The sequence below is a fragment of the Sphingomonas phoenicis genome (genome assembly GCF_047238005.1).
In the GTDB taxonomy this organism is placed as follows: domain Bacteria; phylum Pseudomonadota; class Alphaproteobacteria; order Sphingomonadales; family Sphingomonadaceae; genus Sphingomonas.
In genome coordinates this window covers 740093-753152 of sequence record NZ_JBDFMC010000002.1, presented here as the reverse complement: position 1 = coordinate 753152, position 13060 = coordinate 740093, and the positions used below count along the sequence as shown (strand labels likewise).

At 68.3% G+C, this 13060-nt stretch carries 22 protein-coding genes and 1 pseudogene; 10 read left to right on the top strand and 13 right to left on the bottom strand.

Annotated features, from left to right (window positions below; all coding sequences use genetic code 11):
• Positions 1–113 precede the first annotated feature (113 nt).
• Positions 114–644 (top strand): J domain-containing protein, encoded by a 531-nt coding sequence (locus tag ABC319_RS04670; protein WP_413071613.1) that lies wholly within the window; start codon positions 114–116, stop codon positions 642–644.
• Positions 641–943, top strand: coding sequence for a (2Fe-2S) ferredoxin domain-containing protein (locus tag ABC319_RS04665; RefSeq protein WP_413069112.1), 303 nt, complete (start codon positions 641–643; stop codon positions 941–943). Before ABC319_RS04670 ends, ABC319_RS04665 begins: the two co-directional genes overlap by 4 nt.
• Here the strand turns inward: ABC319_RS04665 and ABC319_RS04660 are convergent.
• The 10 genes from ABC319_RS04660 to ABC319_RS04615 are packed head-to-tail and all read right to left on the bottom strand — an operon-like array spanning position 934 to position 4381.
• Positions 934–1338, bottom strand: a complete 405-nt coding sequence (locus ABC319_RS04660; protein WP_413069111.1) for a SufE family protein — start codon at positions 1336–1338, stop codon at positions 934–936. The genes ABC319_RS04665 and ABC319_RS04660 overlap by 10 nt on opposite strands.
• A gap of 43 nt (positions 1339–1381) precedes the next feature.
• Positions 1382–1618 carry a hypothetical protein gene (locus ABC319_RS04655; RefSeq protein ID WP_413069110.1) on the bottom strand — a complete coding sequence of 79 codons (237 nt, stop codon included), beginning with the start codon at positions 1616–1618 and terminating at the stop codon, positions 1382–1384.
• Between the two features lie 13 nt (positions 1619–1631).
• Entirely contained in the window at positions 1632–1874 is a 243-nt protein-coding gene (locus tag ABC319_RS04650; RefSeq protein WP_413069109.1) for a hypothetical protein, read from the bottom strand.
• Between the two features lie 28 nt (positions 1875–1902).
• A complete protein-coding gene (locus tag ABC319_RS04645) occupies positions 1903–2190 on the bottom strand; it encodes a hypothetical protein (RefSeq protein WP_413069108.1) in 288 nt (95 codons plus the stop codon).
• 12 nt (positions 2191–2202) lie between these two features.
• A complete protein-coding gene (locus ABC319_RS04640) occupies positions 2203–2517 on the bottom strand; it encodes a hypothetical protein (RefSeq protein ID WP_413069107.1) in 315 nt (104 codons plus the stop codon).
• Positions 2518–2530: 13 nt separating this feature from the next.
• The gene (locus ABC319_RS04635; RefSeq protein WP_413069106.1) at positions 2531–2821 is read right to left on the bottom strand and encodes a hypothetical protein; all 291 of its coding nucleotides are present in this window, start codon (positions 2819–2821) and stop codon (positions 2531–2533) included.
• A 42-nt stretch (positions 2822–2863) separates the two neighbouring features.
• Complete coding sequence (gene pspC / locus ABC319_RS04630; protein WP_413069105.1) at positions 2864–3241, bottom strand: envelope stress response membrane protein PspC; 378 nt, start codon at positions 3239–3241, stop codon at positions 2864–2866.
• A gap of 1 nt (position 3242) precedes the next feature.
• A complete protein-coding gene (gene pspB / locus ABC319_RS04625) occupies positions 3243–3530 on the bottom strand; it encodes an envelope stress response membrane protein PspB (protein ID WP_413069104.1) in 288 nt (95 codons plus the stop codon).
• A gap of 1 nt (position 3531) precedes the next feature.
• A complete protein-coding gene (pspA, locus tag ABC319_RS04620) occupies positions 3532–4200 on the bottom strand; it encodes a phage shock protein PspA (RefSeq protein ID WP_413071612.1) in 669 nt (222 codons plus the stop codon).
• Positions 4201–4237: 37 nt separating this feature from the next.
• Positions 4238–4381 carry a hypothetical protein gene (locus ABC319_RS04615; RefSeq protein ID WP_413069103.1) on the bottom strand — a complete coding sequence of 48 codons (144 nt, stop codon included), beginning with the start codon at positions 4379–4381 and terminating at the stop codon, positions 4238–4240.
• A gap of 226 nt (positions 4382–4607) precedes the next feature.
• Between ABC319_RS04615 and pspF the strand changes: the two genes are divergently transcribed.
• A complete protein-coding gene (pspF, locus tag ABC319_RS04610; RefSeq protein ID WP_413069102.1) occupies positions 4608–5657 on the top strand; it encodes a phage shock protein operon transcriptional activator in 1050 nt (349 codons plus the stop codon).
• A 65-nt stretch (positions 5658–5722) separates the two neighbouring features.
• Complete coding sequence (locus ABC319_RS04605; RefSeq protein ID WP_413069101.1) at positions 5723–6334, top strand: superoxide dismutase; 612 nt, start codon at positions 5723–5725, stop codon at positions 6332–6334.
• Positions 6335–6385: 51 nt separating this feature from the next.
• On the opposite strand, the gene ABC319_RS04600 is transcribed toward ABC319_RS04605, so the two are convergent.
• The 3 genes from ABC319_RS04600 to mtaB form a co-directional block, all read right to left on the bottom strand.
• Entirely contained in the window at positions 6386–7033 is a 648-nt protein-coding gene (locus ABC319_RS04600) for an inner membrane-spanning protein YciB (protein ID WP_413071611.1), read from the bottom strand.
• Between the two features lie 74 nt (positions 7034–7107).
• Entirely contained in the window at positions 7108–8043 is a 936-nt protein-coding gene (gene ftsY, locus ABC319_RS04595) for a signal recognition particle-docking protein FtsY (protein WP_413069100.1), read from the bottom strand.
• Complete coding sequence (gene mtaB, locus ABC319_RS04590; protein WP_413069099.1) at positions 8040–9242, bottom strand: tRNA (N(6)-L-threonylcarbamoyladenosine(37)-C(2))-methylthiotransferase MtaB; 1203 nt, start codon at positions 9240–9242, stop codon at positions 8040–8042. The genes ftsY and mtaB overlap by 4 nt, the downstream gene beginning before the upstream one ends.
• On the opposite strand from mtaB, the pseudogene ABC319_RS04585 reads away from it, so the two are divergent.
• From ABC319_RS04585 to rimM, 6 genes and pseudogenes are all read left to right on the top strand, one after another.
• A pseudogene (locus tag ABC319_RS04585) lies at positions 9148–9501 on the top strand (DUF924 family protein); the annotation flags it as partial. The gene mtaB and the pseudogene ABC319_RS04585 sit on opposite strands and share 95 nt — an antisense overlap.
• Before the next feature lie 103 nt (positions 9502–9604).
• Entirely contained in the window at positions 9605–9817 is a 213-nt protein-coding gene (locus tag ABC319_RS04580; protein WP_413069098.1) for a DUF924 family protein, read from the top strand.
• 263 nt (positions 9818–10080) lie between these two features.
• Complete coding sequence (ffh, locus tag ABC319_RS04575; protein WP_413069097.1) at positions 10081–11592, top strand: signal recognition particle protein; 1512 nt, start codon at positions 10081–10083, stop codon at positions 11590–11592.
• Between the two features lie 118 nt (positions 11593–11710).
• A complete protein-coding gene (rpsP, locus tag ABC319_RS04570) occupies positions 11711–12151 on the top strand; it encodes a 30S ribosomal protein S16 (RefSeq protein WP_413069096.1) in 441 nt (146 codons plus the stop codon).
• Between the two features lie 103 nt (positions 12152–12254).
• Entirely contained in the window at positions 12255–12389 is a 135-nt protein-coding gene (locus ABC319_RS04565; protein ID WP_413069095.1) for a hypothetical protein, read from the top strand.
• On the top strand, positions 12370–12879 hold the full coding sequence (gene rimM / locus ABC319_RS04560) for a ribosome maturation factor RimM (RefSeq protein WP_413069094.1): 510 nt from the start codon (positions 12370–12372) through the stop codon (positions 12877–12879). Before ABC319_RS04565 ends, rimM begins: the two co-directional genes overlap by 20 nt.
• The last annotated feature ends 181 nt before the right edge of the window (positions 12880–13060 follow it).

Genomic DNA, 13060 nt, shown 5'->3' with positions numbered 1-13060 from the left:
ATGACACTCGTGTCATCTTCGTCTGCGTACAGGATCGGGTTTCGGCCTGCAATCCGGAAGGGCAGCGCCTGCCGGCGGTTGCGCGAGGCGTCGTGCTCCTTATGTCGATGCCGATGGCCTATCGCCCGACACGATCGAACGACTGGGGTTTTCCCCGCTGGCGCGGCTATGGCAGCGGGCGGGAGGCGAAGCCCGTGCGCCTGTGCGACCGGCACGGTTGCGAGGAACCAGGCGACTGTCCCGCCCCGAAGTCGCCGAACAATCCCGATCGCTGGTATTTCTGCCGCGACCACGCCGCCGAGTACAATCGCGGCTGGGACTATTTCCAGGGCCTGTCGGCCGAGGAGGCGGCGGCCCGCGAAGCCGACGAGCAGCGGGGCGCGAAGGGCTATGAACAGTCGCGCCACTATGCCTGGGCCGGTCCCGGTGACGGCACCCGCTCGCGCGACGAGCAGCGCGCGTTGACCGCCCTGGGGCTCGACGACGATGCCGACTTCGACGCCGTGCGCACCGCCTGGCGCCGCCTCGCCAAGGAGAACCACCCCGACGTGCGCCCGGGTGACCCCGACGCCGCCGTCCGCTTCCAGGCGGTGCAGGCCGCCTATGAGGTGCTGCGCGCCGCCGAAGAACGCCGCGCCGCGTGACGAAACAGGCGAAGAGCCGGTGGGCGGGCGTCGTTCTCGTCTGCGCCAAATGCTCGAAGAAGGTCGGCCGGCGCTTCGGCGAGAAGGAGGACCAGTCGCTGGTCAAGGCGCTGCGCCGCCGCGCCGGCAAGGGGCGCAAGGCCGCGGCCGGCGTCGTCGAGGTACGCTGCCTGAAACTCTGCCCGCGAGGTGCGGTTACGGTTGTCGACGCGCGCCGCCCGGACGAGTGGCTGGTCGTTCCACCCGGTGAGCCGATCGACGCACTGGCCGACCGGCTCGGCCTCCCGCCTCAGGCGTAGCGCGTCGCCGTCTCGCGGATCAGCGCGATCATGTTGGGGATGCCCTGCGTCCGGTTGGAGCTCAGCTGGCGGGACAGGTCGAACGGCGCCAGCGCCGCCGTCACGTCGGTCGCCAGGATCGTCGCGGGGGCCCGGTCCTGCACCGCGATCAGCACCAGCGCGATGATCCCCTTGGTGATCGCGGCGTTCGAATCCGCCATGAAGTGGAGCGTGCCGTCCGCGCCGGTGGTCGGATAGATCCATACCGATGCCGAACATCCCCTGACCAGCGTCGCGTCGGTCTTCAACGCCTCCGGCATCGGTTCCAGCGTACGGCCGAGGTCGATCAGCAGCCGGTAACGGTCGTCGGGGTCTAGGAAGTCGTATTCCTCGTGGATGTCGGCGAGGCTCTGCATGCGCCTGCGGGTACAGGCGTGGGGAAGGGCGGGCAAGCGCGCCCTACAGGTCCACCCCGGCCGCGATCGCCTCCAGCTTGCGGATACGCTCCTTCAGGTCGGCGATCTCGATGCGGGCACCCGCCTGGGGCTGTGCCATGCCGCCGGGCACGCGGTCGAACTCGCTGCGCTTCAGCTGCAGCCAGCCGCGCCAGCCGGCCAGTCCGCCGCCGACGATCATGCCCAGCCCGGCCAGGCCGGACAGCGACAGGGTGACGGTGGTGAAGGGATCGGGGTTCATGGTCCGCCTCCTTTCAGCGGTCGCGCAGCCGCTCGATCTCGCGATCGAGGCCGAGGCTGCCGTGATTGTCGGTGATGACGCGCTCCAGCACGGCGACGCGTTCCTTCAGCAGGCGTACCTCTTCCTGCGCGCGCATCGCGTCGGCGCTCTGGACGACCGTGTTCTGCTGGGTGCTTCTGGCGGTGATGTATCGGGAGATGATCTTGCTGACCGATACGATGAGGATGATCGCGACGACCATCGAAAAGGGATTCATGTTCTCCACTCCCCGAAAAGGATGAGGTTCAGTTGATCCGCGGCACCGCGCCGTCGTCGCGCAGCCGCTCGATTTCGTCGGACAGGTCGTGACCCTTGTCGGTCACGATCCGCTCCAGCACGCGCACCCGCTGCTCCAGCCGTTCGGTATGCGCGGCATATTGCGCTGCCTTCTCCGCCGTCTGTGCGCTCAGGGCCTCGGCCATCTTCTCCTTGTGCTTCAGCCAGCGCTTCAGCGTGTCGCCGCCGACCCCCACGATCACCGGCAGGCCGACGACGATGAAGAAGAAGGCGATGACGAAACTATACTTGTCCATCGGGGCCGCTCCTCAGTTGGCGGGGCTGCGCAGGCGGTCGATCTCGTGGCTCAGCAGGTTGCCGCTGTCCGTCACGATCCGCTCGACATTCACCAGCCGGTCCTTGACCGAGCCCAGTTCGGCACGCAGCTGCGCGTTCTCCTGGCTCAGCAGCTTGATCCGCTCGGCCGTTTCGGCATCCTTGCGGGGATACACCGCCTGGCCCCAGGCGCCGTCCAGCGGATAGCCGTTCTTGATCCGCATCCAGGTGGTCAGCACCCAGCCGCCCACACCGGACAGGCCGACGATGACCGCGACCGGCGCAAAGGCCTCGAAGGGAAAGGGCATGTCGTCGCTCCCTTCAGCGCAGCGAGTCGATGGCGCGCGCGGTGCGCTCCGCCGGGTCGGTCGCGATCCGCTCCAGCACCGCGATCCGCTCTTCCAGCCGGCCGACCTGACCGGTCAGCTTCTCGTTCTCGCTGGTGAGCAGCTGCACCGTGCGCCGGTCGTCGATCCTGCCGCTGGCATCGACCCTGCCCCAGTCGTCGGTGGGCGCATAGCCGTGCTTGGCGCGGATCCAGTTGTTGATGATCCAGCCGCCCGTCGAGATCGCGATGATCGCGAGGACGAAGAAAGGTCCACCCCATTCCATTGCAACTCTCCCTCTTGAGCGCCGGTCGCGAGCCCGTCCGGCTCAGCGCAGCGCGTCGATCTCGTCGGCCAGCTGGGTGTTCCGGCTGGTGAAATGCGTCTCCATGTCGGCCAGCCGGCGATCGATGTCGCGCAGCTTGGACCGCACCTCGGCGCTGGAGCGCTGCGGGTTCGATCGCACGCCCTGCCAGAACTTGGCGTCGTCCTGCGTCTCGTACAGGCCGGCGGGCTTGGGATCGACGATCCACGCCACGATCATGTACGCGGCGATCAGCCACCATTGCTGGGCGATCACGGTCATCCCGGCCATGCCGAGCCTGACCCACAGCACCTCGACCCCGGTGTAATCGGCGATCCCGGCGCACACGCCCTTCCACTTGGCGTCCTGCTTGTTCAGGTAGAATTGGGTACGGGCGGCCATCTCAGTTGCTCCGGTCAAGGTTGCGGTCGAGTTGATACTGGGTCGGCGTCTGCGGCGCGTTCAGTCCCGGCTTCCACTCGGGATTGTCGGCGGCGACGATGCGCTCGACGGTGTTCAGGCGGTCCTCCAGGCGGCGGGCGAGATTGTACATCTCGTCCAGCATCCGCTCGTCCTCCTCGGTGATCTTCGGCGCCCGCTTCCACTGCGAGACATAGTGGAGGATCAGCCAGGGCAGGCCGATGAACAGCATGCCGCAGATGAGGACGGGGAGCAGCACTTCATCGAGCATCTCACCCCTCCGACTTGTTCAGGCGGGCCTTCAGCGCCGCCAGTTCGGCATCGACCCGGTCGCTCTGGCGCAACTCGGCGATCTCGTCCTCCAGGCTCTTCGACACGCCCAGGCCCATCGCCTCGGCACGGCCCTCGGCCTCGTCGGCGCGGCGCTCCAGCTCGCCGAAGCGGCTGAACGCCTCCTGCGTCTTGGGGCCGGCATACATGTCGCGCAGGCGATACCGGTTGTTGGCGCTCTCCAGCCGCGTCTGGATCGACGACTGCTTGTTCCGCGCCTCGCGCAGGCGGCCCTGCAACTTGGCGATGTCCTCTTCGGAGGCGCGCAGCGCGTCGTCCAGAACCTGGATCTCCGCCTTCAGCTGGTCGGCCATGTCGGTGGCCTTCTGCCGCTCGACCAGCGCCGCCTTGGCCAGGTCCTCGCGGTCCTTCGACAGTGCCAGTTCCGCCTTCTCGGTCCAATTGGTCTGCAGCTGTTCCAGCTTGCCGATGTGCCGCCGCATCTCCTTCTGGTCGGCGATCGTCCGCGCCGCGGAGGCGCGCACCTCGACCAGCGTCTCTTCCATCTCGAGGATGATCATCCGGATCATCTTCGACGGGTCTTCCGCCTTGTCGAGCAGATCGGCGAAGTTGGCGGCGACGATGTCGCGGGTTCGGCTGAAAATTCCCATCATGAACTCCTGAGGGGCGGGAATGGCGTTCATGCGCTTATGCCATGAAGCGGGTGGCGCTGGCGACAGCTGCCTTGCCGTCCTGTGCGGTCGCGGGCCCGACCGCACTCACGATCAGCGTCGCGCTGGTCAGGACGGTGAGGGTCAGGGCGGCGAACTTGCTGGCGAAATCCTTGAACATGGTGTCCTCCGTGATGCTGTGTGTGTCCGCCGGGGCGGTATGTCCGAGGTATTGCAGGGGGCGTGCCAAATCCGGGAACCACCCACCATCGTTGCGCAGCAGTCGAAACTTACCCAATTGAAACAACGGCTTGTGGATCGCGCTCGCTGATCTTGCTATGCGCGGAATACTGCCTCCGTCACACCGGGGCTTGCCAAGCGTTGGGATTCTACGCCAATCATCGGCGATGGAACGGGCAAGCCAGGTCATCGGCCAGTCGGGGGCGTTTCTCGACGCTCTCGAACGCGCCAGCCGCGCGGCGGCACTCGATCGTCCGGTGCTGGTGATCGGCGAGCGGGGAACCGGCAAGGAACTCGTCGCAGAGCGGCTGCACCGCCTGTCGCCCCGCTGGGACCAGCCGCTGGTGGTGATGAACTGCGCCGCGCTGCCCGAGACGCTGATCGAGGCGGAGCTGTTCGGGCACGAGGCGGGCGCCTTCACCGGCGCGACCAAGGCGCGCGTCGGCCGGTTCGAGGAGGCGGACGGCGGCACGCTGTTCCTCGACGAGCTCGGCACCCTGTCGATGGGCGCGCAGGAGCGGCTGCTGCGCGCGGTGGAATATGGCGAGATCACCCGCATCGGCTCGTCGCGGCCCTTGCGCGTCGACGTCCGCATCGTCGCGGCCACCAACGAACACCTGCCCGACAAGGTCGACCGGCACGAGTTTCGCGCCGATCTGCTCGACCGGCTGTCGTTCGAGGTGGTGACGCTGCCGCCGCTGCGCAGCCGCGCCGGCGATATCCACGTCCTCGCCGATCATTTCGGGCGGCGAATGGCGGCCGAGCTGAGCCGCGACCGCTGGCACGGCTTCGGCCCCGCCGCGCTCGAGCAGCTGACCCGGCATCGCTGGCCCGGCAACGTCCGCGAGCTGCGTAACGTCGTCGAACGCGCGGTGTACCGGTGGGAGGATCGCGGACCGATCGACCATATCGAGATCGATCCCTTCGCCTCGCCCTATCGTCCGCAGCCGCAGGCGGCGGCCGTCACCCGCGCCGATCAGGCTGCCGCCCCGCCGCAGCCGGTGCAGCCCGCTTCGGACGACGAAGAGGTTACCGCCTGCGAGATCGGTCCGTCGGACTTCAAGTCGCGCGTGGCCTCGTTCGAGCGGGATCTGCTCGCCCGCAGCCTGGCCGAACATCGGTTCAACCAGCGCCAGACCGCCGAGGCGCTCGGCCTGTCCTACGACCAGCTGCGCCACGCGCTGCGCCGCCACGATCTGATCGGAACGGTTGCGTAACTGCCGGCGACGGACCAATTGGGGGTGCCGCGCGTTTGCCGTGCGACCCAATCAGGAGAAGCCAGATGGCGTTCGAATTGCCACCCCTTCCTTATGCCTATGACGCGCTGGAGCCGACGATCTCGAAGGAGACGATGACGTTCCACCACGACAAGCACCACGCCGCCTACACCAACAAGCTGAACGAGTTCGTCGCCGCCGACGACAAGCTGGCGGGCAAGTCGATCGAGGACATCCTCGGCATGATCTCGTCACTGCCGGCCGGCATCCGCAACAATGGCGGCGGCTACTGGAACCACGACTTCTTCTGGAAGACCATGAAGCAGGGCGGTGGCCAGCCCTCCGGCAAGCTCGCCGAGGCGATCGACCGCGATTTCGGCGGGCTCGACAAGCTGAAGGAGGAGTTCAACACCAAGGGCGCGGGCCAGTTCGGTTCGGGCTGGGCGTGGCTGATCGCTGATGCGTCGGGCAAGCTGAAGGTGACGAGCACGCCCAATCAGGACAATCCCCTGATGGACGATGCCAAGGATCCCGGCACGCCGCTGCTTGGCAACGACGTGTGGGAACACGCCTATTACCTCACCTACATGAACGACCGTCCCGGCTATCTGAAGGCATGGTGGGACGTGGTCGACTGGGACACCGTCGGCCAGCGCTACGACGCCGTCGCGAAGTAAACGCAAGTTCCCTCCCGTCATCCCGGCCATGGCCGGGGTGACGGGTCGGGATCACTCCGGCGGCAATTCCTTCGCTGCCGCATCGGCATCGCCCGCCTGCAGGCCATGCCGCAACAGCATCGGCAGATTGGCGATCGCGAACCCCAGCGTCAGCGGGATGGCGCCCCACAGCTTGAAGCCGACCCAGAAGTTCCAGCCGGCGTTGCGCCACACCACCTCGTTCAGCACCGCCATGCCGGCGAAGAACACCGCCCAGTTGCGCGTCAGCTTGCGCCAGCCAAGCGCGCTAAGACCGGGATAGGCGGTGCCCAGCAGCCCTTCCAGCAGCGGCCGCCCCGTCACCAGTCCGAACACCAGTACCGCGCAGAACGTCGCATAGACGATGGTCGGCTTCATCTGGATGAAGCGTGGATCGTGGAAATAGATCGTCAGCCCGCCGAACACGACGACCAGCACGCCCGATATCCACAGCATCGGCGATACATGGCCCAGCTTCACCCGCGACACGACGATCGCGATCACCGTGGCGATCACGAACGCGCCCGTCGCGCAGATCACCCGCGCGATGACCAGCGCTCCCAGCCGGTCCATGTCGCTCAATATGCCGCTGAACGCCGCGACCAGCCGCATCATCGGCTCGGCCGGCGCCAGGAAATTGACGAGGAAGAAGACGATCAGCGGCGCATAGTCGACCGCCATGCGGACCCCCGCCGATCCCTCGCGCAGCTCGGTCGCGCGCAGGGCCGCATCGTCGGTGATGTCGCGGGAAACCGTCACTTCCGTACCCCTTCGACGCCGGCGATGATGCGGCTGACCTCGTTGGCGTCGAACGGCCGCAGGTCGGTCATGCCCTCGCCCACGCCGATCGCGTGGATCGGCAGGCCGTACCGCTCCGCCGCCGCGACCAGCACGCCGCCCCGCGCCGTCCCGTCCAGCTTGGTCATGACGAGGCCGGTCACCCCCGCCACGTCGCGGAACACTTCGATCTGGTTCAGCGCATTCTGCCCCGTGGTCGCGTCCAGCACCAGCACCACGTCGTGCGGCGCCTCGGGGTTCAGCCGCCCCAGCACGCGGCGGATCTTGGACAGCTCGTCCATCAGCTCGCGCTTGTTCTGCAGGCGGCCGGCGGTGTCGACGATCAGCACGTCGATCCCCGTCGCCGTCGCCTGCTTCACCGCCTCGAACACGATGCCGGCCGCGTCGCCGCCCTCCTTGCCGGTCACGATCGGCACGCCCACGCGGTCCGCCCAGGTCCTCAGCTGCCCGATCGCCGCCGCCCGGAACGTGTCGCCGGCGGCCAGCATCACGCCGTAATCCTGCTCCATGAACAGGTGCGCCAGCTTGGCGATCGTCGTCGTCTTGCCCGATCCGTTCACGCCGATCACCAGGATCACCTGCGGTCGCGGAAAGGCATCGATCTCCAGCGGCGTCGCCACCTTCGCCAGCGCCTTCTCGACCTCCTCGGCCACGACCAGCCTGATGCCCAGCTCCTCCATGTCGCGCCCGAACGTGCCCTCGGCCAGGCGCGTGCGGATATTCCCCGCGGTGGCGGGGCCCAGGTCGGACGCGATCAGCGCCTCCTCGATCTCGTCCAGCGTGTCGTCGTCCAGCCGCGCGCCGCCCAGCCCGGCGAGATTGCCGACCAGCCGGTCCGACGTCCGGCGGAATCCGCCCAGCAGCTTCTCGTGCCACGAAGGTGTCGTGCTCATGTCATTGATCCGATCAGGCCAGTATCGGTGGCGCCGGTGATCCGAACGTCCCGGACGCTGCCGGGCTCCGCCACGGTGGAACAGGTGATGGCGGCGTGGTTGGGCGCATGGCCGCGGTCGCCGGGCCGCTCGACCAGCATCGCCTGGCGGGTGCCGACCAGCGTCGCCAGCCAGCTCCGCCGCGCGGTCGCCGCCGCCGCGCGCAGCCGTGCCGCCCGTTCGCGCCGCACGTCGGGCGCCACCTGCGGCATCCGCGCCGCCGGCGTGCCGGTCCGCGGGGAGAAGGGGAAGATATGCGCGTGGACGATCCGCGCATCGGCGATCAGCGCCAGCGTATCGGCGAACATCGCCTCGTCCTCGGTCGGAAAGCCGGCGATCAGGTCCGCCCCGATCGCGATCGCCGGCCGCGCCGCCAGCAGCCGATCGACCAGCGCGACCGACTGCCCGCGCGTGTGCCGCCGCTTCATCCGCTTCAGGATCAGGTCGCTGCCCGCCTGCAGCGACAGGTGCAGGTGCGGCATCACCCGTTCGTCCTGCGTCACGATCGCGAACAGCCGGTCGTCGATCTCGACCGAATCGAGCGACGACAGCCGCAGCCGCAGCCGCTCCAGCGCCGGCACGTGGCGCAGGATCCGCTCCACCAGCATCCCCAGCGTCGGCGCGCCCGGCAGGTCGGGGCCGTAACTGGTCAGGTCGACGCCGGTCAGCACCACCTCGCGGTGCCCCGCGTCCACCAGCGCCCGGACCCGGTCGACCACCGCGCCCGCCGGCGACGACCGGCTGGTCCCGCGGCCCTGCGGGATGATGCAGAAGGTGCACGAGTGGTCGCACCCGTTCTGCACCTCGACAAAGGCGCGGGCGTGCCCGGCAAAGACGGTCGGCACGGCGGCCGCGGCCGCGCCCCAGCTGTCCGGGCGCAGCTTGGCGACGTTTCCGACCACCCGCGACACTTCCGGCATCGCCGCGAACGCTGCGGGATCGATCTCGGCCGCGCAGCCCGTCACCACCAGCTCGGCATCCGGCCGCAGGCGGGCCGCGCGGCGGATGGCGGCGCGCGATTGCTTGACCGCCTCGTTGGTCACCGCGCAGCTGTTCACCACCACCATGTCGCGCCCGGCGGCCAGCGTACGGATCGTTTCGCTCTCGGCAATGTTCAGCCGACAGCCGAGGCTGACGACCTCCGGCTCGGGGAAAGACATGGCGAGCGATCTAGTGACCGGCGGCCCTCAAGTCCATGACATGGCGCGCGCCGTGCTGGACTGTTGGTTCGCCCTGACGAAGGAACAGCAGTTCGGCAAGGATGCGGCCCGCGACCGTGTGATCGCCGACCGCTTCGGCACCGCACGCGACGCGGTACTGGCGAGCGATGCGGCCGCCTGGCGGAGCGATCCCGACACGCTCCTCGCCGCGATCATCCTGCTCGATCAGTTCTCGCGCAACATCCATCGCGGCACCGCCCGCGCGTTCGAGGCGGACGACCTCGCGGTGCGCCTGACGCTGGCCGCGATCCGCGACGGGGGGGGGCGCACGCCTGTCGCCCGAACGCCGGGTCTTCCTCTACATGCCGCTCATGCATGCCGAGGACGGTCCCTTGCAGGACATGAGCGTCGAACGGTTCGAGGCGCTGGGGATCGAGGAGAATGCCGCCTTCGCCCGCGATCACCGCGACGTGTTCCGCCGCTTCGCCCGCTTCCCCGGCCGCAACGCCGCGCTCGGCCGGGAAACGACCGCCGAGGAGCAGGCGTGGCTGGAGGAAACGGGCGGAGGCTGGTAGCGTCCTTCATCGTCATCCCGGCCTTGAGCCGGGATCCCGCTTCCTGTTCCGGTGACCGGTAAAGCGAGACCCCGGATCAAGTCCGGGGTGACGGGAGGTGCTCGGGTTGTGCGTCGAGTTAAACTAACCTATACCGCCGCCCACGTTCGTTTAGCCGGACGCTGAAGATCAGCACGACCGCCCCGGCGCGGCGTGCCCGCTGGCCGGCGAGTTTCGCCCGCCGGCGCTTTTGCGTTTGGCGGGTACAAGAGGCTGGATAGGCGATGTTCGAGAGCTTGAGCGACCGGCTTGGCGGCGTCTTCGACCGGCTGCGCGGTCGCGGTGCGCTGACCGAGGCGGATGTGCGCGGCGCGATGCGCGAAGTGCGCGTCGCGCTGCTCGAGGCGGATGTGGCGCTGCCTGTCGCCCGCGATTTCGTCGACAAGGTGACCGAGCAGGCGATCGGCCAGGGCGTGCTGCGCTCGGTCACGCCGGGTCAGCAGGTCGTCAAGATCGTCCACGACGCGCTGATCGCGATGCTGGGCGCCGACGAATCGACGCTGCTGCTCGACGTCACGCCCCCCGCCGTCGTCATGATGGTCGGCCTTCAGGGCTCGGGGAAGACCACCACCACCGCCAAGATCGCCAAGCGGTTGACGGGCCGCGAGCGCAAGAAGGTGCTGATGGCGTCGCTCGACGTCAATCGCCCCAATGCGCAGGAGCAGCTGGCGACCCTCGGCACGCAGGTCGATGTCGCGACGCTGCCGATCGTTCCCGGCCAGCAGCCGGTCGAGATCGCCCGCCGCGCGATGCAGGCGGCGAAGCTTCAGGGTTATGACGTCCTGATGCTCGACACCGCCGGTCGTCTCCATGTCGATCAGGCGCTGATGGACGAGATGAAGGCGGTCGCCGACATCGCCCGGCCGCAGGAAATCCTGCTCGTCGTCGATTCGCTGACCGGTCAGGACGCGGTCAACGTCGCGCAGAACTTCTCGGATCAGGTGCCGTTGACCGGCGTGGTGCTGACCCGGATGGACGGCGACGCGCGCGGCGGCGCCGCGCTGTCGATGCGCTCGGTCACCGGCAAGCCCATCAAGTTCGCCGGCACCGGCGAGAAGATGGATGCGCTGGAGGCCTTCCATCCCGAGCGTGTCGCCGGCCGCATTCTTGGCATGGGCGACGTCGTCTCGCTGGTCGAGCGTGCCGCGGAGTCGATCCAGCAGGAAGACGCCGAGCGGATGGCCGCCAAGATGGCCAAGGGTCAGTTCGACATGAACGACCTGCGTGGCCAGCTGGCGCAGATGCGCCGCATGGGTGGGCTCGGTGCGCTCGCGGGCATGATGCCCGGCATGAAGAAGGCGCAGGGCGCACTCCAGCAGGCCGGTGGCGACAAGGTCCTGATCCACATGGACGCGATGATCGGGTCGATGACCGTGAAGGAGCGGAACAAGCCCGAGCTGATCAACGCCAAGCGCAAGATCCGCATCGCCAAGGGGTCGGGCACCACGGTGCAGGAGGTCAACAAGCTCCTGAAGATGCACCAGGAGATGTCCACCGCCATGAAGAAGATCCGCAAGATGGGCGGGATCAAGGGCATGATGGCGATGCTGGGCCGCGGCGGTCCGGCCGGCGGCATGGCCGGCATCGGCAACGCGCTGGGCGGCCCGGGTCTGGGCGACATGATGGGCAAGGCCGGCGGTGCCGGTCTGCCCGGAAACCTGCCTGGCTTGGGCGGCGGGGCGGGGGGCATGCCCCAGCTTCCCCCCGGCTTCGAGAACTTCATCAAGAAGAAGTGACGACACGCCTCCATCGTCGTCCCTGCGCAGGCAGGGGCCACCCGGTGGTCAGGCGAAACATCAACCATAAAGCGCCGGCCAGTGCCGGGGTGACGAACATGAAGAAGGAATACCGATAATGGCACTCAGCATCCGACTGTCGCGTGGCGGCTCCAAGAAGCGCCCCTACTACCGCATCGTCGTCGCCGACGCGCGCAGCCCGCGCGATGGCAAGTTCATCGAGAAGATCGGCAACTACAACCCGCTGCTCGCCAAGGACGACGAGAAGCGCATTGTCCTCGATGCCGATCGTGCGAAGCACTGGCTGTCGAACGGCGCCCAGCCGACCGACCGCGTCGCCCGCTTCCTCGACGTCGCCGGCGTTCGTGAGCGCGCCGCCCGCCAGAACCCGAACAAGGGCAAGCCGGGCGAGAAGGCGACCGAGCGCGCCGAGGAGCGTGCCGAGAAGCTGAAGGCGCAGCAGGACGCCGAGGCGGAGGCCGCAGCCGCGGCATCGGCGCCGGCCGAGGCACCCGCTGCCGAGGCAGAGCCGGCCGCCGACGCGACGGCCGAGCAGTAAGCAGCGACCGTCTGCGACGGGACGTGGCCTCGGCGCTTCGTCCCGTCGCAGCCGATCCGGATGTCATGCGTTCCCGATGTTCGTTCCGCCAAGGGAGTGCATGATGATCCAGGATCCCGATCCCCGTACCGCGCCCGACGATCTCGAGGATGCGACCAACCAGGGCCAGTCCGCGCTGGACCCGGCCGAAGGCGCCGACGATGCGCCAGCGGAGGAACATGGCTCTCCCCAAGGCTGATACCGTCGCCGGGCAAAATGCACTGCCGCCCGTCACGCTGGCCGCCGTCATCGGCGCGCACGGCGTGGCGGGCGAGGTGCGGCTGAAGGTGTTCGCCGACGATCTGTCGGCGCACCGAAGCTTCAACAATGGCGCGCTGACGCTCACCTCGCTCCGCCACGGCGGCAACGGTGCGATCGCCCGTTTTGCCGAGGTGAAGGATCGCACCGCTGCAGAGGCGATGCGCGGCACGACGCTCACCGTCCCGCGAACGGCGCTGCCCCCGCTGGCGGAGGGTGAATATTACCACGCCGACCTGCTCGGCCTGCCCGCCGTCGCCACCGACGGCACGGCGATCGGAACGGTCGTCGCCATCGACAATTTCGGCGCCGGCGACGTCGTCGAGATCGAGCGCCCGACCGGCAAGCGCTTCATGATCCCGATGCGGATCGAAGCGGTACCCGAGTGGGACGCCAGCCGGCTGGTCGTCGATCCCGCCTGGCTCGATTGAAGGACCGCCTGTCCTACACGGCCGCGCTTCCTGTACATCACCGCCCGGAGAAGGATCGTCGCACACCCTTCTTCACCACCCCGGCGAAGGCCGGGGTCCAGCCGGAGCGTCCGTGGTGATCGAATGCGAATTTCACCCGACCGTCGCCGGGGTGATGATCCAAAACCCTGAGATCGTCGGT